Source organism: bacterium (assembly GCA_014360495.1).
Taxonomy (GTDB): domain Bacteria; phylum Armatimonadota; class JACIXR01; order JACIXR01; family JACIXR01; genus JACIXR01.
In genome coordinates this window covers 62225-82278 of record JACIXR010000002.1, presented here as the reverse complement: position 1 = coordinate 82278, position 20054 = coordinate 62225, and the positions used below count along the sequence as shown (strand labels likewise).

Sequence of the window (20054 nt, the reverse complement as noted above, 5' to 3'; positions counted from 1 at the left end):
GAGGTATATAATCTATTATTCCTTTGAGGTGAGGAAGTGATGTCCGAGCTCCGCTGGCATCCTCTGAGAAGGGAATGGGTGATGACTGCAACACATAGGATGGAGAGAACATTTCTTCCTCCCCCATCTGAATGTCCCCTTTGCCCGAGTGGGGAAGGCAAGCAGACGGAAATTCCGAGAGAGGACTTTGATATAGTCGTCTTTGAGAATCGCTTTCCTTCCCTTTTCCCCAAGCCTCCCTCACCCTCCGTCTCATCCTCCCAGCTTTACAAAGTTAAGCCATCAAGGGGAGTTTGTGAAGTTGTAGTTTATACTCCCGAGCATACGGGTAGCCTGGCGACGCAGAGCCTTGAAAGAATATATAAGTTATTCCTCGTCTGGCAGGATAGGTTCAGGGAGCTATCTAAATTGCCCTATGTCAGATATGTATATGTCTTTGAGAACAAGGGGAAAGAGGTTGGCGTAACCCTTCATCATCCCCACGGGCAGATATATGCCTTTCCTTTCATCCCTCCAGTCATCCACGACGAAATCCGCTCCTTACGAGAGCATAAGAGGAAGGAAGGAAGATGTTTGATATGTGATATAGCGGAGAGAGAAAAGGAGGAAAACAGGGTTATCATTGAGTCGTCTTTCCACATAGCCTTTGTTCCTTTCTTTGCCCGCTGGCCATATGAGGTTTTCCTTATGCCCAAACTCCATATACCGAGTTTGGATGAATATGATGAGGAAAAGCTCTTTGATTTAGCCCAGATTTTGAAAGCGGTTCTTTTGAAATACGATAATTTATTCTCCTTTCCCCTCCCCTATATGATGGTAATGCACCAAAGACCCTCTAAGGATAAATCTGGCTTGTTCCATTATCATATTGAGTTCTATCCGCCCTATAGGAGCAAAGATAAGTTGAAGTATCTTGCGAGCGTTGAATCTGGAGCGGGAAACTTCATAAATGATTCGCATCCCGAGGATAAAGCGAAAGAATTGAGGGAGTTACCTCCCTTTTCAATCGAGGAGGTTGAATGATTATGATTTACGAGGAAGGAATGGCGAGATTCAAGGAGATATTCGGGAAGGAGGCAAAATATTATGTTCGCGCTCCGGGAAGGGTAAATCTAATCGGGGAGCATACCGATTACAATGAGGGATTCGTTTTACCAATAGCGATGGAGCTGGGAATCTCCTATGTAGTAGCTCCCAGAACTGATAGGGAGGTAAGGTTATATTCTGAAAATTTTCAAGAATTTGACCAATTTTCCTTAGATGAGGAAATAGAAAGAGGCGAATTGAATTGGAGTAATTATGTGAGGGGAGTGGCGAAATTTCTCTCCGAGAATGTCGCGTTGAATGGAATGGACGCACTTATTTATGGAGATTTGCCCATAGGGGCGGGACTTTCCTCCTCAGCTGCTATGGAGGTAGGAGCTGCTCTATCTTTTCAGGCTGTCTCTTCATTTAGTATGGATAGGAAATCGTTGGCGCTAATCTGTCAAAGGGCGGAAAACGAATTCGTTGGGATGCGTTGCGGGATAATGGACCAGTTCGCCTCTCTATTATGCGAGGAAGGAATGGCGCTCTTCATAGATTGCAGGAGCTTGGAGACGGAGAACATCCCCATACCCAAGGGTTATCTTATAGCTGTATGTGATTCAAAGGTGAGAAGGGAGCTTGTTTCATCGGAATATAATAAGCGAAGGTGGGAATGTGAAGAGGCGGCGCGTCTGCTTGGGGTCAAGGCACTTAGAGATGCTACTCCTATGATGATAAGGGATATGGGGGAAGAGATTTTATCGGGGAATTTCTATAAAAGGGCGAAGCATGTTGTGGAGGAAAACGAGAGGGTTCTCTCCGCCGTTGACGCTTTGAAAAAGAAAGATGTAAAGAGATTTGGGGAGTTGATGGTGGGTTCTCATCTCTCTTTGAGGGACTTATACGAGGTTTCCTGCAGTGAATTGGACTTACTTGTTGAGATTGCCTTGAGCGTTGAGGGAGTATTGGGAGCGAGGCTAACTGGTGCTGGCTTCGGCGGATGCACGGTTAACCTCTTGGAAGAACACGCAAAGGATAGATTTGAGGAGACAGTAAAGAGGAAATATAAAGAGGCAACCGGTTTAGAAGCCGATATCTGGTTCACCCATCCAGCGCAGGGAGGGGTCATCATATCGCTGGGTTCCTAACCTTTCTGCTATTTAAGTGGTCTCGCCGCAAATTCCATAAGTAACATCAACTATGGAGAGAGAGTTTTAATTTTCAATGCTCGAGGGAAAGAAGTCCTGCGGGTGGAAATAGAGAAGTTTGGAAGGCATTAGAGGGCGAGGCGGAGTTCCTCGTGTTCCTTTGCATATTCCTCCAAAGGGATTCCGAGGCGGAATGCCTCCGCGGCTTGCCTCATAGCTTTCACTCCCGCCTTCGTTCCCAAGGGGTGGGAGAGAATCCCCACTCCCGCAACCGCGAACACATCAATCCCGAAAACGGCAAGATTATCGGGTAAATTAGAAGGCTTCAATCCTCCCGCTATCGCTGGCGCACAGTCCTTGATTCCGTTTAAAGGCTCTCGCATAACCCTCGTCATCTCCTTTGCTGTATCAACATCGGGACGGAGATAACCTCCTACAACCCCTGTTTGGAGTGCGTCTCCCCCGAGAAGACGAACCAATTTTGCGAAGGCGGAACTGGTAAATCCCCAATTGGGCAACCTATCGTAGATGGAGCGCCCTCCGCTCTCAACATAAATTGGGACATTTATGTTTTTGTCCTTAGCCAAAATGGAGAGGGAATGAAAACCGGAAGCAAGGATGTGAATCATCAAGCCATCCGCTCCAGCCTCTATCGCCCTATAAGCCCTTTCTCTTATTTTATCTGGCGAAGTCGTTATATGGGCGAAATAGAGAACCCTTCTCTCCGCCTCCTTAATTGCCTCCTTCACTGCTTTCACTTTCTTTTCCAGAGGGCAATAGTCGGGATTTGCCATCTTCTCATCATCGGAAACGATATCAACCCCAGCAATAGCTGCCTCCTTGCATCTCTCCGCAACTTCTTCAACGGACAAACCAGCACAGGGCTTGACGAACATCCCCAAAAGCAAGTCATCATCGCCAATGCCCACCAATTCTTTCATGCCCTTCAAACCGAACTTGGGACCCGGGAATCTCCTCAACATCTTTTCAGGAAATTCAAAATCCAAAATCTTCACCCACTCAATATCCCTGAACTCAAAAGCTGGTCCGCCTGTGGCGAAAAGCCAAAAAGCGGTAAAGGGGTCTTCGTCTTCCAGGAAATTTATCAAGGGGAAGGCGCACTTGGCTATTCCCTTTCCCTCTCCCAGCTCTTCTATTTCCACAACAGTTCCCTGACATTTCTTGAACAATTCTGTGGGTTCTCCTTTGCCCACCCATTTGCCTGTTGTTTCCTCCCTTGCAATCCTCTCGCTTGCTTCCTTTAAATCCCCGCTTGTCTCAATAAGATAACGAACGATGAAATGGTCTGTTAATCCGGGCATTTTTCTCACCTTTTTTCAACCCTGGGGATTTGGAAGGGAACGAAGCCGATTTTGAGGGCGGGCGAATTCTCCTTCAAGCGGAAATCAAATTTGTCGGGATTCACGAATAGAGGGTCGGCTATTAGTGAATTCTTATCCATTCCCTTCTCCTGCCATTGGGAGAAGGTCATTCCAGCGAAGGATATATCGCCTCCTCCCACTTTCCAGTATAGATTGTTATCAAACACGAAATGGAAATCGCCGAGATTCCCAGCGAATAACGCTCCCTCTTTCCAATAAACTATGTTATGTTGGAAGAAGAAGCTCGTGTGTTCCTCTGGTCGGGAGCGCTGAATTTGTGCATCTCTTCCGAAGGCGAAGATGTTGTTTCTAACTATGTTTTCCTTACCGTAATGTTGATGGAAGCCGCCATGAGTTGTATTGTAGACGATGTTTTTCTCTGCGAGGATATGGGTGCTTCCCTCATCAAAGTAGATTCCCCATCCCCCGTAATGGAGACCTGCTATATCATGGAATAAATTCAGACGAATGACTGTTCCCGGCTGAACTCCCAAAGTATAGATGCCGCCCATATCGCTCAAAATTGGTCCATCCCCATTTGATAACCTGCCGATATGGTGCACCTCGTTTCCCTCTATCAGATTATCCCTCGCCAGCGTTTCACCATAGCCCCAAGTCCAGCCTATAGATAATCCGGAATAATAAAAATCGTGGATGGAATTACGGGCAATAATGTTTCCATAGCTTTGTCCAACCCATACTCCTACGGCGCTATGGAAGATTTTTCCTCCGTTATAGATGTGAGAATTCATCACCCTATTATTGCCGGTTTGTTCCCTCTCATCCTTCCTTATTGTAGGCTCACCAATCTTCACCCCTCCCGCTCCCATATCCGATACCTCACAGAATATTATTGAATTACCTTTACATCCTCTGGAAAATTCCACACCATAATTTCCGATATGTTTGATGGAACAATTCTCCAAGGTGCAGTTCCGAGCCCCCTCGGCATAAATCGCTCCCGGAACGCCCCAAGCAGCTTGGGCGAACCCCCCCACCTCTGTCTCTGCAGATGACCACCAGGTTGGGTGAGTTTGGGGTGAGAACCACCACTCGCAGTGACTGAAGGTCAAGCCTTTGAAGACCACATATTCCACGAATTTTCCTTCCTCTGGCTTCCCCTCAAGGCGAACGAGCTGGGTAAGGTATGGAGCGATAATCTCCTTTTTCATTGGTTCTTCGTTCTTATCGGAAATGTAATAAAGCTTACCCGTTTCCCTTTCCAAACACCATTCACCGGGAGAATCAAGATAAACGAGGGCGTTCTCAATATAGTAAGGGTCGCCAGCTTGGGGAGGGAAAACAATCTTCTTGCCGAAGAGAATCCTCTTGCTATTTTCATCCACATGGGCTATTGGGAGGTGGGATTCCGCCCAAAGAGCCATCGCAATGACCTCGGCATCCTTAAGGGAAGGGTGGAATTTTATGTCTCCTTCTTTGAAGTAAAAATCGTTTGCTTGAAACCATTGTTGAACTGTTGGAGGCTTCTCAATTTGAAGATAGCCTTTATTGGGATGTCTTGCCCTTTGTAACCTCTTCTCCCCCACCCAAAGCTCTCGGAAGAACCATTTCCCTTCCTTAACCTCTGGTATCTCCGCAACCCATAGTTCCTTTCCATCTACTTTTTCCTTCCTCCAGCCCGTTATAATTCTTCCTCCGCTTATTATCGGTTTCTCGTTTCTATAAGCGGAATAGGTGATTGGATGTTCCTTTGTTCCCGAATCAATTGGAGTGAGGACGAATGCTTCCTTAAGGAAATAAGTTCCGCCTCTTATATAGATATTTACCTTTTGCTTCAGCTTTCCTCCCTGTTTTTCCTTCAGCTCTCTTATCGCATCCCTTGCTCTCTCAATGGTGGCGAAGGGACCGTCGGTTTTATTTCTGTTAGGAGTGGGCAATTTGCCCGACCAAGCATCGTTGCCTTTGGGGGAGACATAGAAGGAGATAACTTGCTCCGCTTGGGAAAAGCAGGCGAAGAGGAAAACGGCTAAAAGCAGTAGATAAAAATTGGAGTTCATAATGACACCTCCGCGGCTTTGATTGTGTTTTTCAAGAGCATTGCAATTGTCATTGGTCCCACACCCCCGGGAACGGGGGTGATGAAGCTTGCCACCTTTTCAGCGGAGGGGAAATGGACATCGCCTACATCCTTGCCCCCCTCAGGAGGTCTATTGTATCCGCAATCTATGACCACCGCTCCCTCTTTTATATGTTCTCCTTTCACATATTCAGCTCTCCCTATTGCGACCACCAATATATCTGCCTTTTTCGTTTTTTCCCAAATATCTTTTGTTTTTGAATGGCAGATTGTCACGGTGGCGTTATTTTGAAGCAAAAGGAGAGCGATTGGCTTGCCCACGATTATGCTCCTCCCCATAACCACAACATCTTTTCCTTCTATGGGTATATCATAATGCTTCAGAAGCTCCAAAACTCCCAATGCGGTGCAGGATACGAAAACGGGATGTCCGAATGTAAGCCTTCCCAAGCTCAGGGGAGATAGTCCATCCACATCCTTGTTTAGGGGAATCGCCGAGAAAACGCTGAGCTCGTCAATATGGCTGGGGAGGGGATGTTGAACCAAGATGCCATTTATATCTTCTCTTTCCCCTAAATCATTTATCAGCTCTATAACCTCCTCCTGTTTGGAGTTAGCTGGGAGGTGGAAGAGATGAGAAACTATGCCCACTTCCTCGCATGCTTTGCGCTTCATATTTACATAAACGATTGAGGAAGGGTCTTCTCCCACGAGGACTACAGCTAAGGAAGGTACAATACCCTTATTTCTCAATTCCTCAACCTTGAGCTTGAGGTTCTCTCTTATCTGTTTTGCTAAGCTTCTACCGTCAAGTATCTTCGCCATCGCTTCTCAATTTCCTTGCCATATTGGAAAGGACACCGTTGACGAAGCGGGCTGAATTCTCCGTTCCATATGATTCAGCCAGCTTCACAGCTTCCGCGATAATCACTCCCGTTGGGGTTTCATCCTCATAAAGGAGTTCATAGGTAGCGATACGAAGGATGTTTCTATCAATATATGTTAGTCTATCTATATCTCCCCATTCCCTTGTAAATTCCCGCAGATTTTCATCTATTTGGGGGAGATTTTTCACTATACCGAGCAACTTCTCCCTCGCTAAGTTCCAGACTTCCTCGCTCGCTTTGATATTTATCTTTGCTAAACGCAAAACCTCCTCAACAGATTGTCCGCCAACATCCATTTGGAATAACAATTTCAAAGTAAGTTCCCTGGCCTTGGCGCGCAAGGCTATTGTTTGCTTGTCGTTTCCTTATCCCAAATCACGAGACCAAGGAAATAGCCAATAGCGGCAAACACGAGGAAGAGCAGGGTTTTCCAGCCCACGGAGAGGGCAAGAAGTCCTACAACAGCTCCCGCTAAGGAGCCAACGATTCTACCTTTATAGCGGTCCCAGATTCCTTTATTATCCACTTTCAATACCTCCTTTCGAGAAGTTCTTTAACGAAGCCAACATATGTCCTTCCCTCCTTAAAATCAGGGGAGGAAAGTATCTCCTTGTGGAACTCTATGTTTGTATTCACTCCTTCTATTATAAACTCATCCAACGCCCTTCGCATTCTTTTTATCGCTTCTTCCCTGTTTTCTCCCCAAACTATCAATTTTGCCAAGAGAGCATCATAGTTGGGAGGAATATCGTATCCCTCATAGAGATAGGTATCAACTCTAACCCAGGGTCCACCCGGTAAAATAAGCTTCTTTACCTTCCCTACATTGGGAACGAAATTCCTGTAAGGGTCCTCTGCTGTTATTCTGCACTCTATGCTATGCCCTCTGTAGGAGATATCCTCTTGTCTAAAGGGAAGCTTTTCCCCAGCTGCGGTCAATATCTGCCACTTCACGATATCTATACCCGTTATCATCTCGGTGACTGGATGTTCCACCTGAACGCGTGTGTTAATCTCCATAAAGTAAAAAGAAAGGTCTTCGTCCACCAAGAATTCCACCGTTCCCGCAGTGTGGTATCCGCAGGCTTTAACCGCTCTTATAGCTGTTTCCCCCATTCTCTCCCTCATCTTTTCATCCACTACAGGTGAGGGTGCCTCTTCCAACATCTTCTGATAGGAAGGGGTTTGGATTGAACATTCTCTTTCTCCCAAGTGAACGACATTCCCATGCAAATCTGCGAGTATCTGCACCTCTATATGGCGTGGTCTCCTGATGAATTTTTCCAAGTATAGCCTTCCATCACCGAAAGCTGCTTCCGCCTCGGCTCTGGCAGCAGGCAAGGCGTGGAAAAGCTCCTCAAGGCTCTCTACCACCCTCATTCCCTTTCCTCCACCTCCTGCGGAAGCCTTTATCATAACAGGGAAGCCGTTTATATTAGCCCACTTAATCATTTCCTCGTCGCTCAAGGCTTCCACGGTTCCAGGAACAACGGGAATTCCCTCATTTTTCATTATCCTACGAGCATTGGTTTTGTCCCCGAAAGCCTCAATTACCTCGGGAGAGGGACCGATGAACTTTAGTTGGCACTGCTCGCAAAGGCGAGCGAATGAAGAATTCTCAGCGAGAAATCCATATCCCGGATGAATGGCCTCCGCTCCCGTTATAATAGCAGCGCTCAATATATGAGGGATATTTAGGTAGGAATCCCTTGCCGGAGGCGGACCCACGCAGATAGCCTCATCCGCTAACTCCTTGTGGAGGCTATCCTTATCGGCTTCTGAATAAATGGCGACGGTTTTTATCCCGAGCTCTTTGCAAGCCCTTATAATCCTTATCGCTATTTCGCCTCTATTTGCTATCAATATCTTCTTAAACATATCAGTATTTCTCGTGCCCGGGATGAGGGCAGGTAACGGTTCCCTCGTTGTATAAATATGGTTCGCCTCCCACGGGACACCTCAGCATCTCGCTCGTGATTCCATACTGGGAGAGGTCCTTTAATGAACGGGGGAGGCTGTTATTATGGTCAGCCATATATGCCGTGATCGCATGCCTTATTTGACGCAAATTGTTAATACATTCCAAATCCTTTATGTCGCTTTCTTTTAACTGATTTGCTTCAAACGAAGGCTCGTTCGGGGCTTGTGCCTTTTGAATAGCAAAATATAGCCCAAATCCAACTATGACAAGTGCTATGAACATGAACAGAGTGATAAGCCTATCGTTCTTCAATATCTTTGACCTCCTCTTGTTTTATGATACATATAGTTTTCCCATATTCAACTATTTCTCCTTCCTTGAGAAGATTTTCAATCACTCCGTTTGCAGGGGCAAGAATCTCCTCCCTTATCCCCAATGTCTCCACCTCACCAATCTTATCTCCTTCCTTGACCCTGCTTCCCTCCGCAACATTTGGATAGAAAATTCCCACAGCATTAGCTACCACCTCAATTGGAGGGCTCTTTACCTCTTCCTTTGTGTCTGTAAATATTTCCTTTTGGGTGGCTGGTCGTCTTATCACTACCCTCTTGCCTTCCCATTCCAGCTCTAACTCTTCAATTGAGGTGTCTTCAAGGAGGGAGATTATTTGTTTTATGAATTCCGGCTCAATCATTTTCACCATTCCATGCTGAAGATAAAGTATTCTAAAAGATGGAGGAGAATACCAATGAGAAATAGGGCAAAGATGACGAGGATGATAGTTTCCAACCAAGGGGTAGAGAGCGTGCCATATACTTGTCCCACCCCTGTGGGGAGATAGGTGAGATTTGATAAGAGATTGTCAATGTATTTAGCTATATTGAGGTAATGATGATGGATGCCACCTCTACCAAACCAAAATATGGCGATGACAAAGAGAGGAACGAAGGGAGCTGCGAGTTGATACTTACATCTTTGATGTTCCTGATAGATTGGGCAGCGTTTGCAGTCCCTTTTCTTTTGCATCAGCTGGGTAATTCTACTCAATGAGGGTGTAGCTTCTGCCCCCCTAACGCTTGTTTGCTCCAACAGGCGGTTGACGATTGCCTCGTCGCATAGGCAACCGCCCCCGACTTTCCAGCAGCTGCGTTTCTGGTTATAGGAGGGGCAGAAATCCCTTAAAAAGTCGCGACAGTAAGGGGTTTCCCAGCAAGGCATTAGAAGGCGGGAGAGGGAGAATTTTCTCCTGCGGGCAAGTGGAGCTTCTTTCTCAAAAACGATTTCCCTTCTACCTATCCGATTATGTATGAGAACGCCGATATCCACGATAACAAGTAAGGCAGCAAGAACCCCTGCTATTTCCCCGAGAAGCTGGGAATTGCGGATTAGTGACGCAATGCCCGGGTTATATGCTCTCGTGGAATAGAAAGCGCCGAATATATAGGGGATGGCAAAATATAAGAAAAGGGCAGTTAAAAGGAGAAGGAAACTGAATTCAAAGGAGAAGGTATAGCGAAGGAGAAAAGCAAAGAGAAGGAGACAGAAACCTACGGAGAAAAGCTTCAAGGCGAGGTTGAACTTATAGAGGATTACTTGTTGGAATTGAGGGAGGAAAGAGGTTAGATTGGGGATGTAGCCACGTGCGAAGCCATAAATAATATAGAACGAAGAGCCACCCATAAGCAGAAGAGCCCCAATTAGCAGACCGATAAAAAACGGTGAAACTGTATATTCCCACCTTATTTTCTTATATCCTATTTTTATCTCACCCTTTCCACATATTCACCGGTCCTTGTATCTATTCTCACGATATCCCCTTTCTCTATGAAGAGTGGAACCTGAACGACCAAGCCGGTCTCCAAAGTAGCGGGCTTTGTTCCACCAGAAGCTGTGTCTCCTCTTACGCCAGGCTCCGTATCCACGACTTCCAAATCGACTGTTATAGGTGGCTCAACGGCGATCACTTTCCCCTCATAAATAACCGCCTGGAAATCAACACCTTCCTTCAGGTAATAAAGTATTGGGCTAAGAAGGGAGGAGGGAAGGGAGATTTGCTCATAAGTTTCAGGGTCCATAAAAACATATTCATCCCCAGTGTGATAAATATATTGCAAGCTTTTTCTCTCTATGAAGGCGAGGTCAAACTTATCACCCGGTTTTATGGTTTTATCTATAACTGCGTCTGTCTTAATATTTCTTAAACGAGCGCGAACGAAAGCACCGCCTCTTCCTAACTTGGCGTGTTCGGCGCCGAGGACATAATAGACTTCGCCTTCGTATTCTATCGTCAAGCCAGGTCTAATATCTCCTAAATCAAGGGGCATATTCTCTTCTCCTCCTTCCAATTCAATTTTAATTTAAAGGAGAAGTTATGTCAAATTTTATTGCGATAGCGTTTTTTGACTTGTCTAACTCAAGCTGATTTTATAATCTTTTTAAAAGTGAAAGGAGGTCAATTATGAAGGCGAAAATCGGTGTTTTCGGAGGCTCAGGCTTTTACTCCCTTTTTGAAGAATATGAGGAGATTAAGGTGGATACGCCTTATGGTCCGCCCAGCGATAAAGTGACGATTGGAAGAATTGGGAATTATGATGTAGCTTTCCTTCCCCGACACGGAAGAGACCATTCCCTTCCTCCCCACAGGATAAATTATCGGGCTAACATTTGGGCTTTCCACCATTTAGGGGTGGAGAGGATAATCGCCCCTTGTGCTGCTGGTTCCCTTCAACCCCATATAAAGCCAGGGGATTTCGTTATTTGCGACCAATTCGTTGATAGAACGAGGGGAAGAATTGATACCTTCTACGATGGACCAACAACGGTCCACATTTCCACCGCCGACCCCTATTGCCCTCAGCTCCGCAAATTGGCAATTGAATGCGCCCAAAAACTTGGAATTCCCTACCATCCAACGGGAACGGTAGTCGTCATTCAAGGACCTCGCTTCTCAACAAAGGCGGAGTCAAAGTGGTTTACCCAGATGGGTTGGGAAGTGATAAATATGACCCAGTATCCCGAGGTAACGCTTGCAAGGGAGTTAGCCATTTGTTATGTGAGTATAGCTCTTATAACTGATTGGGATGTTGGCTTGGTTGGGCAAGTGGAGCCGGTCTCGGCGGAGGAGGTAACGAGGGTATTCAAGGAGAATAACGAAAAGGTAAAGAGGTTAATCTATACGATGATAGAGAATATGCCTGATGAGAGGACTTGCCCCTGCAAGGATGCTCTAAAGGGAGCGATTGTATGAGCCATAAATGGGAGCTCCCTCCCACATTAAAATGGGAGGATAATTGTCTTCTTTTGATAGACCAGACTCGACTCCCGGAAGAACTCGTTTTTATAGAATGCAATAGGGCAGAAGATGTGGCTAAATGTATAAAGGATATGAATGTCAGGGGGGCTCCAGCGATAGGTGTAGCGGCCGCTTTCGGAATCTACCTTGCTGTTAGGGATTTTCAGGGGAATGAGGAGGAGCTATTTTTCAGATTGAACGAAGCGGCTTCCCTCTTGAGAAGCACTAGACCCACAGCTTATAACCTTTTCTGGGCAATTGAAAGAATGATAAAGAAGGCGAAAGAATTGAAAGGGCAAGGAGTGGAGAAAATAAAGGGAGCCCTTTTAGAGGAGGCAAAACTTATGTGGGAGGAGGATATAGAAATAAACAGGGCTATAGGCAAAAACGGCGCTGAATTAATCAAAGATGGCGCGAATGTCCTTACCATCTGCAACGCTGGCTCGCTTGCAACAGTGTGGTATGGGACCGCTCTGGGCATTGTGAGGATGGCAGTAGAGGAAGGGAAAAGGGTAAGAGTCTATGCCTGTGAGACCCGCCCACGCCTTCAAGGTCTCCTCACTCTTTTTGAACTAACAAAGGACAGAATCCCTGCCACACTCATCTCCGACTTTATGGCTGGCTACTTGATGAGCAAGGGGAAGATAGATGTTGTTATAACGGGAGCGGATAGAATCGCTCGGAATGGGGATACCGCCAATAAAATCGGCACCTATACCCTTGCTATACTCGCTAAGGAGCATAAAATACCGTTTTTCGTAGCGGCTCCCTTATCTACGATAGATATAAAAGTAGCGAGCGGAGAAGAAATTCCGATTGAGGAAAGGAGTAAGGAGGAGGTTTTGTATATCAAAGGGAAAAGGCTCCTGCCATTTGATGTGGAGGTAATCAATCCCGCTTTTGATGTTACTCCAGCAAGGTATATTTCAGCAATCATAACCGAAAAAGGCGTATGTTATCCTCCCTTTGAGGAAAGCATAGCGTCCCTATTTGAAGGAGGTAGATGAAGATGACATTAGAGGAAAGGATAAAGGCTTTGATTCGGGATGTTCCAGATTTTCCGCAAAAAGGAGTGATATTCAGGGACATAACTCCCCTGCTGAAGGAGCCGGCGGTCGTATCGGAGATAATAGATGAGTTTGAGGCTTTCGCGAGGAAGAAAGGCATTGAGGTTGTTGCAGCGATTGAATCCCGTGGTTTCATCTTCGGCATGCCTCTTTGCTTGAGATTGGGCGTTCCCTTTGTTCCGATAAGGAAAGAAGGGAAACTGCCATGGGCTACGGTCAAGGAAACATACGAATTGGAGTATGGGACGGCGACAGTGGAAATGCATAAAGACGCTATAACAAGGGGGCAGAAGGTCCTTGTTTTGGATGATCTCTTGGCTACGGGAGGGACAGCCCTCGCCAGCGCGAAACTGGTTGAAAGCCTTGGCGGGAAGGTTGAGGGGATTGCCTTCGTAATAGAGCTCACTTATTTAGGTGGTAGGGAGAAGTTGAAGGGCTATGATGTGTTGACTTTGGTTCGTTACTAATATATTATAAAAGCGATGCGTCTCTCGCGATATTTCGTCCCCACACTAAGAGAAGAGCCAACGGAAAGGGATATTCCCTCCTTACGTCTCCTTCTGAAGGCGGGATATATCCGCAGGATAGCTGCTGGCGTTTATACCTTCCTCCCACTTGGCTTCGCTGTTTATAAGAAGATAGAGAATATAGTAAGGGAGGAGATGAACAGGGCGGGAGGGATAGAAATACTTATGCCAGCCTTAAATCCCGCCGAGCTATGGCAGGAATCCGAGCGATGGACAAACTTCGGTCCGGAGCTTTTCAAGCTGAAGGATAGAACGGAAAGGGATTTCTGCTTAGCTCCCACCCATGAGGAGGTATCGGTCGAAATCGTTAGAAGGACGATAAAATCCTATCGTCAACTCCCCCTTCTCATCTATCATATCCAGACGAAGTTCAGAGATGAGCCCCGCCCAAGAGGTGGGCTTATCCGGGCGAAGGAATTCGTTATGAAGGACCTCTATTCTTTTGATAGAGACGAGAAGGGGCTTGACGAATCATTTGAGAAGATGCGTCAAGCCTACGAGCGCATCCTTCAGCGTTTGAAGCTACCCTATTTGATTTTGGAAGCGGAGGCTGGCGCGATAGGAGGAAAATATACCCTTGAGTTCACTGTCCCCACTCCCTCGGGGGAGGATGTGGTCATCCTCTGCAGAAGCTGTGGTTATGCCTCCTCTAAAAGCATTGCGACTATTGGGGATAGCGAGGTTCCTCAAGGTGAGGAAGTTCCTCTTAGGAAAGTCCATACCCCTAATCTCAAGACCGTGCAAGAAGTAGCTTCCTTCCTCTCAACTACCCCAGACCGCCTCGTCAAAACGCTCCTATATATTGCGGATGGAAGATATGTCGCTGCCCTCGTGCGAGGAGACCGTGAGCTATCGGAGAGCAAGCTTTCCTTAGCGATTGGGGCTAAATCTATTCAAATGGCCGATGGGGAGACGATTGAAAAGCTCACTGGCGCTCCTATGGGTTTCTCTGGACCGGTCAATCTCAGAGAGGATGTCCTAATAGTTGCGGATAAGGAAGTGGCGAAAATGAGGGGCTTCATCACGGGGGCAAATGAGGAGGATTTCCATTTTATTGGAGTTGTGCCGGGAAGGGATTTCAAGATTGACCTCGTGGCGGATATAAGGCTCGCGGTAGCGGGCGACCCTTGTCCGAAGTGCGAAGGGAAGTTGGAGGAGATAAGGGGGATAGAGGTTGGGCATATATTTAAGCTCGGAACGGAGTATTCGGAGAAGATGAAGGCATATTTCCAAGACGAGGATGGCTCGTTAAAGCCCTTTGTGATGGGTTGTTATGGCTTGGGCGTTTCACGTCTTGTATCCGCTGTGGCGGAAATTTATCACGACGAAGATGGCTTATGCTGGCCGGCAAGCGTAGCCCCCTTCGACCTGATAATAATCTTGGTCAATTCCCAAGATGATGTGCAGAGGGAAGCCGCGGAGAAAATATATGCCCAGCTCTCACAAAAGATGTCGGTTCTTTATGATGATAGGGAGGAGAGCCCCGGGGTAAAATTTAAGGACGCCGACCTCATAGGAATTCCCATTCAGATTGTTGTGGGAAGGAAAGCGGCGGAAAATAAAGTGGAGTTGAGGGTGAGGAGGACGAGGGAAAAAGAAGATGTTAGTTTGGAGGAGATAGAGGATAGGGTCTTTTCCCTCTGGGAAAGGTTAAAGGAAGAATAAGTAGATGGTTTTTTCCCCTAAACAGAGGAAATTAAGGATTGCCAGCTTTTCCCTCGCTATATTTTTATTGATACTTCTCTTCATAGGTTGGCGCTTTGTCAATCCGGAGCTTGGGAAGCTATACATAATTTATTGGAGCTTCTGCATAATTTTTGCCCTGCTCTTGATTCTTATTGCATTGGAGGAGATGCGGGAGATATCTCGCTATTACTTAAGCAAAAGGAAGGAGATAATCCACAAAACGCTGGGGAAAGATGGCAGACACAAAAGATGAATTGTATATGAAGCTCTGCCTTCAGCTGGCTATGAAGGGAAAGGGCTTCGTATCGCCCAATCCCCTCGTTGGAGCGGTAATAGTTAAGGAAGGAGAGGTTGTAGGCAAGGGTTTCCATCCTCGTTTCGGTGCGCCTCATGCGGAGGTTTTTGCTATAAAGGAAGCGGGAGAAAAGGCAAGGGATGCTACCCTCTATGTCAACTTGGAACCCTGTTGCCATTACGGGAAAACTCCTCCTTGCACAAAAGCGATAATTGAAGCCGGCATAAAGAGGGTTGTGATAGGGATGATTGACCCCAATCCCCTCGTTAACGGAAAGGGTGTTGAGGAATTGAGGGAAAAGGGGATTGAGGTTGAGGTGGGGGTATTGGAGGAGAAGGCGAGAAGATTGAATGAAGCATACGCTAAGTTCATAAAAGAAAAAGTTCCTTTCGTTATTTTGAAGATGGCGCAATCGCTTGACGGGAAGATAGCGACCAAAAGAGGGGAATCCAAATGGATAACTGGGGAAAAAGCGAGAAGGTTTGTTCACAAGCTCAGGAGCGAATACGATGCGGTTTTAGTAGGAGCAAACACTGTGCTACTTGACAATCCATCCCTCTCTGCTCACGGAATGGGACGGGACCCAAAAAGAATTGTTTTGGATGGGAAAGGGAGAGTTCCCCCCGATGCTGAAGTTTTCCGCCCCGGAGTAGAGCGTTTAGTTTTCACTACACGGATTTCTTCGCCTAATTGGATGAAAGCGCTTGAGGAGAGGGGAGTAGAGGTAATAGTGAGCGAGGGGGAGGAGGTTGATATAAGGGGATTGTTGGAGGAGCTGGGTAGAAGAGGGGTAGCTTCCGTTCTTGTTGAGGGGGGAGGAGAAACGGCGAGCGCCTTTCTGGAAGAAGGGATGGTTGATAAAATCCTCTTCTTCATTGCCCCTATTATTATAGGAGGGAGGGAGGCAAAGACGAGCGTTGAAGGGAATGGTTGTCAAAATTTGCAACAAGCTATAAAATTAGATTATTATAGCATTAGAAAAATAGGGAACGACATCTTGATAGAAGCGTATCCACGCTATGTTCACAGGAATAATTGAGGAAATCGGGAAGATAAAAAGAATAGCAAGGAAGGGCAATGGTCTTGTCCTTGAGGTTTTAGCCAGGGATATCTCCAGGGAGACGAAGCCTGGGGATTCCATAGCAGTTAATGGAGTATGCCTTACGGTTATGGAGAAAAGGAAGGACAGTTTGTTATTCTATGTCTCGCAAGAAAGCCTGAGCCGGACGAACCTTGGGAGACTGAGAGCAGGCGAGGAGGTTAATCTTGAGCCCGCCCTTACTCTTAGCGAAAGGATGGGTGGACACATCGTTCAAGGGCATATTGATGGAGTGGGGCGCATTAAAAAGATTAAAAGAAGGGGAGAAGAAATGAGATTGGAAATCGGAGTTGAAGAAGAGCTTCGTCCCTATATTGCACCTAAAGGTTCAATAGCCGTTGATGGGATAAGCTTGACAATCGCGAATATCTTAAGAGACGGCTTTGAGGTCGTTATCATCCCTTTTACATATAATAACACTAATTTAAGGCGAAAAAAGGTGGGGGATTTGGTTAACATAGAGGTGGATATACTTTCAAAGTATGCCCAGCAGGTGAGGAAGTATGGATGAGGAAGTAATCATATCGGCTGAGAAGGCGATAGAGGAGATAAAAGAGGGGAGGATGCTCATTGTCGTGGATGATGAGCATAGGGAAAACGAGGGGGATTTAGTCATAGCCGCGGAGAAGGTTACCCCGGAGCATATAGCCTTTATGGCTTCCTATGGAAGGGGACTTATCTGCGTTCCGATAACGGAGGAAAGGGCAAAGGAGTTGGACCTTCCCCTTATGACCACAGAGAACACCGAGGCGCATCGCACAGCCTTTACCATATCGGTGGATGCTAAGAAGGGGACGACGACGGGAATCTCCGCTCAGGATAGGGCTACGACGATTAAAGCCCTAATTGACCCCACCACTAAGCCAAGCGACTTAGCGCGCCCAGGGCACATCTTCCCCATTATCGCTAAGAAGGGAGGTGTTCTCGTAAGGGCGGGTCACACAGAGGCAGCGGTAGACCTCGCTACTCTCGCTGGTCTCTATCCCGCAGGAGTTATCTGTGAAATCCTCAATGACGATGGAACCTGTGCCCGGCTTCCCCAACTCATAGAATTCGCAAAGAAGTGGGGCTTGCATATCGTAACAATAAACAGCCTGATTGAATACAGAAGGAAGAAAGAAAAGCTCGTCTTCCGAGCAGCTGAAACGACACTCCCCACGAGGTTCGGCATCTTCCGAGCCATCGCATATCAAAGCTTGGTTGATGACAAGCCTTATCTCGCCCTCGTTATGGGGGAGATAGACCCCGAAGAGCCAACCCTTGTTAGGGTCCATTCCTCCTGCACAACCGGTGATGTCTTCCATTCCCTTCGTTGTGATTGTGGCGACCAGTTGGAACGCGCCCTCCAGATTATAAGCGAGGAAGGAAAAGGGGTGATTCTCTATATTCAGCAGGAGGGGAGAGGGATAGGCTTGGTCAATAAGATTAAGGCTTACCAGCTTCAGGATAGTGGTCTTGATACGGTGGAGGCTAACCAGGCGCTTGGATTCCCTCCTGACCTAAGGGATTACGGAATCGGGGCGCAGATTCTCCTTGATTTAGGACTCAAAAAAATCAGGCTGATGACGAACAATCCCAAGAAGATTGTAGGTATATCAGCCTATGGGTTGGAGATAGTGGAAAGAGTGCCTCTTACCACCCCTATGAGAGAGGAAAATAAGGATTATATTTTAACTAAGGTTAACAAAATGGGACATCTTTTAAAGGCGAAGGAGGTGGAATAGGAGGGGCATATGACCTTCGCAGACCTCATATTAATTTATACTCGTGCCATCGTTTATCTTTTGGTGGTTGGTGCTTTGTTCCTCTCTCCTTCTGCTACCGATATATTTAGGCCGTCTCAGCTATCAACAGCGATTGCGGTTTCAACCATATATGTTCCTATTGCGGTTTGCCTGGAAAGGAAGAGGATAACGAAGACAAGCCCGAGGGTGAACAAATTCCTTTATGTATTAGATATGGTTTTGTTAAGCTGGGTTGTCGGCTCCAGTGGGGGCATCGCAAGCCCCATTTATCCCTTCCTCTTCCTTCCAGTTATCTTCATCGCAGTTGACCACGGGACAAAGGATGCGTTGATTTTCTCCGTTTACGCATCTTTAGTTGGCTCAGCAGCTCTTCTAATGTCTCCCCCTCCGAAATTCCATTATTTCTTAACCTATATTGCTACAATATTCACAATAGCTCTTTCAACTGGTGCTCTCTGCGATAGCCAGAAGTTTATGGAGAACAGAGAAAAAACCCTCAGCGCTCTCCGCGCCCTTGCCATCCAGCGGATGCCCTACCAGCAAACCATTCCCCGGTTGTTGGAAATTTTAGCGAAAGCTTGCGGAGCGGATGCAGTTGTTTATCTGCTTTACGACGAAGAAGGTGAAAAGCTTGTATTTCAGTCTATAACCTATGGACTGAGGGGAGAGGAGGAGGAAAGAAGGCTATTGGAAAGGGAAATTCCCATTGCTGAAGGAGGGTTATCAGTTGAGGTTTTTCAAAAGGGCGAGCCAATCCTTGTAAAAGACGCGAAAACCTACCCCAACATTCTGAAGGATGTCGTGGAAAAGTTTGAAGTGGGTAGCGTGATGAGCTTTCCTCTTACCATTAATAGCATAAAGAGAGGTGTATTTCATTTCATTAGGAGATGGGGAAGCAAACCTTTTACGGAAAGAGAATTTCAAGAGATGAAGGATTTTGTAGCGGAAGGGATGATTGTTTTGGAGGTGATTGAGAAAGGAAGGTTGGTTGAGAAGAGGAAAGATTACCTGGAAGTGCTCTCTCGCCTCATCTCTAATCTTTCAACAGCGATAAACATTGAGGAAGTGGGCAGAACGTTAATCAATTCCCTGCGGGAAATAATCCCCTCAATCAACGATTTGGTTTTAGCCAAGTGCACAAGCGAAGAATGTACTCCTGTTTTCCATTTCGGCGAGGGGGAAATTGATTTCTCCCTGCTGAGAAGGGTTTATGAGGAGGTTAGAAAGTCTGGGCGTGTAGCTTTCATTGAAGGAGAACTAGATAGCAACCAGACAAGTGCTATAGGTGTTCCGATATTTGAGGGAGGAAATCTTACCCACATACTTGTTCTATTTACCCTCTCTCTTCTTCCGCCAAACGATGACACTCTAAGCATCCTATCAGCAATTGGCTATGAGATAGGAAACATTCTTGCGAGAGTTTATTCAATTGCTGAGTTGGAAAGGTATGCCTTCCACGACCAATTAACGAAGCTCCTCAATAGAAGGATGTTCTATCAAAGGATTGGGCGGGATATTAAGGGGGCAAGGAGGTATGGCTATCCAATAGCCCTTGCCATAATGGATATAGATAATTTCAAGGAGTTCAATGACACATATGGTCATCTTGAGGGCGATAGGTTGCTTGCTGAGCTGGGGAGATTGCTAAGGGAGGAGATTAGGGCAAGTGATTATGCTGCACGGCTGGGCGGAGAGGAGTTCGCAATTGTTCTTCCCCATACCTCTAAGGAAGCAGCTGCCATAATGGCGGAAAGGATAAGAAAAAAGATAAAGGAAAGTTTAGGGATAAGTGTGAGCTTCGGTATAGGGGAGTTTCCCTCAGATGCTAACACCCTTAGAGCCCTTCTCCGCAAAGCTGACCAAGCTCTTTATGAGGCTAAGAAGAAGGGGAAGGGAAGGATTGCCCTTGTTTCTTCAAAGTAGGAATCTAAAAGTTGAAGA

At 46.4% G+C, this 20054-nt stretch carries 21 protein-coding genes; 11 read left to right on the top strand and 10 right to left on the bottom strand.

The window, feature by feature from the left end:
• Positions 1 to 39 precede the first annotated feature (39 nt).
• Together galT and galK are read left to right on the top strand one after the other, a co-directional pair.
• A complete protein-coding gene (galT, locus tag H5T88_01980) occupies positions 40 to 1023 on the top strand; it encodes a galactose-1-phosphate uridylyltransferase (GenBank protein ID MBC7329107.1) in 984 nt (327 codons plus the stop codon).
• Positions 1020 to 2174 (top strand): galactokinase, encoded by a 1155-nt coding sequence (gene galK / locus H5T88_01975; protein MBC7329106.1) that lies wholly within the window; start codon positions 1020 to 1022, stop codon positions 2172 to 2174. The genes galT and galK overlap by 4 nt, the downstream gene beginning before the upstream one ends.
• A gap of 128 nt (positions 2175 to 2302) precedes the next feature.
• Here galK and H5T88_01970 read toward each other — a convergent pair whose 3' ends face one another.
• The 10 genes from H5T88_01970 to efp form a co-directional block, all read right to left on the bottom strand.
• Positions 2303 to 3496: a hypothetical protein gene (locus H5T88_01970; GenBank protein MBC7329105.1), complete on the bottom strand. Its 1194-nt coding sequence runs from the start codon at positions 3494 to 3496 to the stop codon at positions 2303 to 2305.
• Between the two features lie 5 nt (positions 3497 to 3501).
• Positions 3502 to 5574, bottom strand: coding sequence for a right-handed parallel beta-helix repeat-containing protein (locus tag H5T88_01965; protein ID MBC7329104.1), 2073 nt, complete (start codon positions 5572 to 5574; stop codon positions 3502 to 3504).
• Positions 5571 to 6419: a bifunctional methylenetetrahydrofolate dehydrogenase/methenyltetrahydrofolate cyclohydrolase FolD gene (gene folD, locus H5T88_01960; protein ID MBC7329103.1), complete on the bottom strand. Its 849-nt coding sequence runs from the start codon at positions 6417 to 6419 to the stop codon at positions 5571 to 5573. The genes H5T88_01965 and folD overlap by 4 nt, the downstream gene beginning before the upstream one ends.
• A complete protein-coding gene (nusB, locus tag H5T88_01955; protein MBC7329102.1) occupies positions 6403 to 6795 on the bottom strand; it encodes a transcription antitermination factor NusB in 393 nt (130 codons plus the stop codon). The genes folD and nusB overlap by 17 nt, the downstream gene beginning before the upstream one ends.
• Positions 6796 to 6824: 29 nt before the next feature.
• Positions 6825 to 7007, bottom strand: a complete 183-nt coding sequence (locus H5T88_01950; protein MBC7329101.1) for a DUF2273 domain-containing protein — start codon at positions 7005 to 7007, stop codon at positions 6825 to 6827.
• 2 nt (positions 7008 to 7009) lie between these two features.
• Positions 7010 to 8359, bottom strand: coding sequence for an acetyl-CoA carboxylase biotin carboxylase subunit (gene accC / locus H5T88_01945; GenBank protein ID MBC7329100.1), 1350 nt, complete (start codon positions 8357 to 8359; stop codon positions 7010 to 7012).
• Position 8360: 1 nt separating this feature from the next.
• Positions 8361 to 8714, bottom strand: a complete 354-nt coding sequence (locus H5T88_01940) for a hypothetical protein (protein ID MBC7329099.1) — start codon at positions 8712 to 8714, stop codon at positions 8361 to 8363.
• Positions 8701 to 9105 (bottom strand): hypothetical protein, encoded by a 405-nt coding sequence (locus tag H5T88_01935; GenBank protein MBC7329098.1) that lies wholly within the window; start codon positions 9103 to 9105, stop codon positions 8701 to 8703. The genes H5T88_01940 and H5T88_01935 overlap by 14 nt, the downstream gene beginning before the upstream one ends.
• On the bottom strand, positions 9099 to 10082 hold the full coding sequence (locus H5T88_01930) for a hypothetical protein (protein ID MBC7329097.1): 984 nt from the start codon (positions 10080 to 10082) through the stop codon (positions 9099 to 9101). Before H5T88_01930 ends, H5T88_01935 begins: the two co-directional genes overlap by 7 nt.
• Before the next feature lie 80 nt (positions 10083 to 10162).
• Positions 10163 to 10726, bottom strand: coding sequence for an elongation factor P (gene efp / locus H5T88_01925; GenBank protein MBC7329096.1), 564 nt, complete (start codon positions 10724 to 10726; stop codon positions 10163 to 10165).
• 134 nt (positions 10727 to 10860) lie between these two features.
• On the opposite strand from efp, the gene H5T88_01920 reads away from it, so the two are divergent.
• Genes H5T88_01920 through H5T88_01880 form a run of 9 tightly spaced genes read left to right on the top strand, consistent with a single transcriptional unit; the run spans position 10861 to position 20036 of the window.
• Complete coding sequence (locus tag H5T88_01920; GenBank protein MBC7329095.1) at positions 10861 to 11649, top strand: S-methyl-5'-thioadenosine phosphorylase; 789 nt, start codon at positions 10861 to 10863, stop codon at positions 11647 to 11649.
• Positions 11646 to 12701, top strand: coding sequence for an S-methyl-5-thioribose-1-phosphate isomerase (gene mtnA / locus H5T88_01915; protein MBC7329094.1), 1056 nt, complete (start codon positions 11646 to 11648; stop codon positions 12699 to 12701). Before H5T88_01920 ends, mtnA begins: the two co-directional genes overlap by 4 nt.
• 2 nt (positions 12702 to 12703) lie before the next feature.
• On the top strand, positions 12704 to 13228 hold the full coding sequence (locus H5T88_01910) for an adenine phosphoribosyltransferase (GenBank protein MBC7329093.1): 525 nt from the start codon (positions 12704 to 12706) through the stop codon (positions 13226 to 13228).
• A 15-nt stretch (positions 13229 to 13243) separates the two neighbouring features.
• The gene (locus H5T88_01905; protein ID MBC7329092.1) at positions 13244 to 14953 is read left to right on the top strand and encodes a proline--tRNA ligase; all 1710 of its coding nucleotides are present in this window, start codon (positions 13244 to 13246) and stop codon (positions 14951 to 14953) included.
• A gap of 4 nt (positions 14954 to 14957) precedes the next feature.
• Complete coding sequence (locus H5T88_01900; protein ID MBC7329091.1) at positions 14958 to 15227, top strand: hypothetical protein; 270 nt, start codon at positions 14958 to 14960, stop codon at positions 15225 to 15227.
• Complete coding sequence (gene ribD / locus H5T88_01895) at positions 15208 to 16308, top strand: bifunctional diaminohydroxyphosphoribosylaminopyrimidine deaminase/5-amino-6-(5-phosphoribosylamino)uracil reductase RibD (GenBank protein MBC7329090.1); 1101 nt, start codon at positions 15208 to 15210, stop codon at positions 16306 to 16308. The genes H5T88_01900 and ribD overlap by 20 nt, the downstream gene beginning before the upstream one ends.
• A complete protein-coding gene (locus H5T88_01890; protein ID MBC7329089.1) occupies positions 16289 to 16879 on the top strand; it encodes a riboflavin synthase in 591 nt (196 codons plus the stop codon). The genes ribD and H5T88_01890 overlap by 20 nt, the downstream gene beginning before the upstream one ends.
• Positions 16872 to 18092 carry a bifunctional 3,4-dihydroxy-2-butanone-4-phosphate synthase/GTP cyclohydrolase II gene (locus H5T88_01885; GenBank protein MBC7329088.1) on the top strand — a complete coding sequence of 407 codons (1221 nt, stop codon included), beginning with the start codon at positions 16872 to 16874 and terminating at the stop codon, positions 18090 to 18092. The genes H5T88_01890 and H5T88_01885 overlap by 8 nt, the downstream gene beginning before the upstream one ends.
• A 9-nt stretch (positions 18093 to 18101) precedes the next feature.
• Positions 18102 to 20036, top strand: coding sequence for a GGDEF domain-containing protein (locus H5T88_01880; protein ID MBC7329087.1), 1935 nt, complete (start codon positions 18102 to 18104; stop codon positions 20034 to 20036).
• Positions 20037 to 20054 lie beyond the last annotated feature (18 nt).

Excerpts from the sequence above, each read along its gene's own strand:
- galT (MBC7329107.1), top strand. The coding sequence starts at position 40 with ATGTCCGAGCTCCGCTGGCATCCTCTGAGAAGGGAATGGGTGATGACT.
- galK (MBC7329106.1), top strand. The coding sequence starts at position 1,020 with ATGATTATGATTTACGAGGAAGGAATGGCGAGATTCAAGGAGATATTC.
- H5T88_01970 (MBC7329105.1), bottom strand. The coding sequence starts at position 3,496 with ATGCCCGGATTAACAGACCATTTCATCGTTCGTTATCTTATTGAGACA.
- H5T88_01965 (MBC7329104.1), bottom strand. The coding sequence starts at position 5,574 with ATGAACTCCAATTTTTATCTACTGCTTTTAGCCGTTTTCCTCTTCGCC.
- folD (MBC7329103.1), bottom strand. The coding sequence starts at position 6,419 with ATGGCGAAGATACTTGACGGTAGAAGCTTAGCAAAACAGATAAGAGAG.
- accC (MBC7329100.1), bottom strand. The coding sequence starts at position 8,359 with ATGTTTAAGAAGATATTGATAGCAAATAGAGGCGAAATAGCGATAAGG.
- H5T88_01935 (MBC7329098.1), bottom strand. The coding sequence starts at position 9,105 with ATGGTGAAAATGATTGAGCCGGAATTCATAAAACAAATAATCTCCCTC.
- H5T88_01930 (MBC7329097.1), bottom strand. The coding sequence starts at position 10,082 with ATGGGTGGCTCTTCGTTCTATATTATTTATGGCTTCGCACGTGGCTAC.
- efp (MBC7329096.1), bottom strand. The coding sequence starts at position 10,726 with ATGCCCCTTGATTTAGGAGATATTAGACCTGGCTTGACGATAGAATAC.
- H5T88_01920 (MBC7329095.1), top strand. The coding sequence starts at position 10,861 with ATGAAGGCGAAAATCGGTGTTTTCGGAGGCTCAGGCTTTTACTCCCTT.
- mtnA (MBC7329094.1), top strand. The coding sequence starts at position 11,646 with ATGAGCCATAAATGGGAGCTCCCTCCCACATTAAAATGGGAGGATAAT.
- H5T88_01910 (MBC7329093.1), top strand. The coding sequence starts at position 12,704 with ATGACATTAGAGGAAAGGATAAAGGCTTTGATTCGGGATGTTCCAGAT.
- H5T88_01905 (MBC7329092.1), top strand. The coding sequence starts at position 13,244 with ATGCGTCTCTCGCGATATTTCGTCCCCACACTAAGAGAAGAGCCAACG.
- H5T88_01900 (MBC7329091.1), top strand. The coding sequence starts at position 14,958 with ATGGTTTTTTCCCCTAAACAGAGGAAATTAAGGATTGCCAGCTTTTCC.
- ribD (MBC7329090.1), top strand. The coding sequence starts at position 15,208 with ATGGCAGACACAAAAGATGAATTGTATATGAAGCTCTGCCTTCAGCTG.
- H5T88_01890 (MBC7329089.1), top strand. The coding sequence starts at position 16,289 with ATGTTCACAGGAATAATTGAGGAAATCGGGAAGATAAAAAGAATAGCA.
- H5T88_01885 (MBC7329088.1), top strand. The coding sequence starts at position 16,872 with ATGGATGAGGAAGTAATCATATCGGCTGAGAAGGCGATAGAGGAGATA.
- H5T88_01880 (MBC7329087.1), top strand. The coding sequence starts at position 18,102 with ATGACCTTCGCAGACCTCATATTAATTTATACTCGTGCCATCGTTTAT.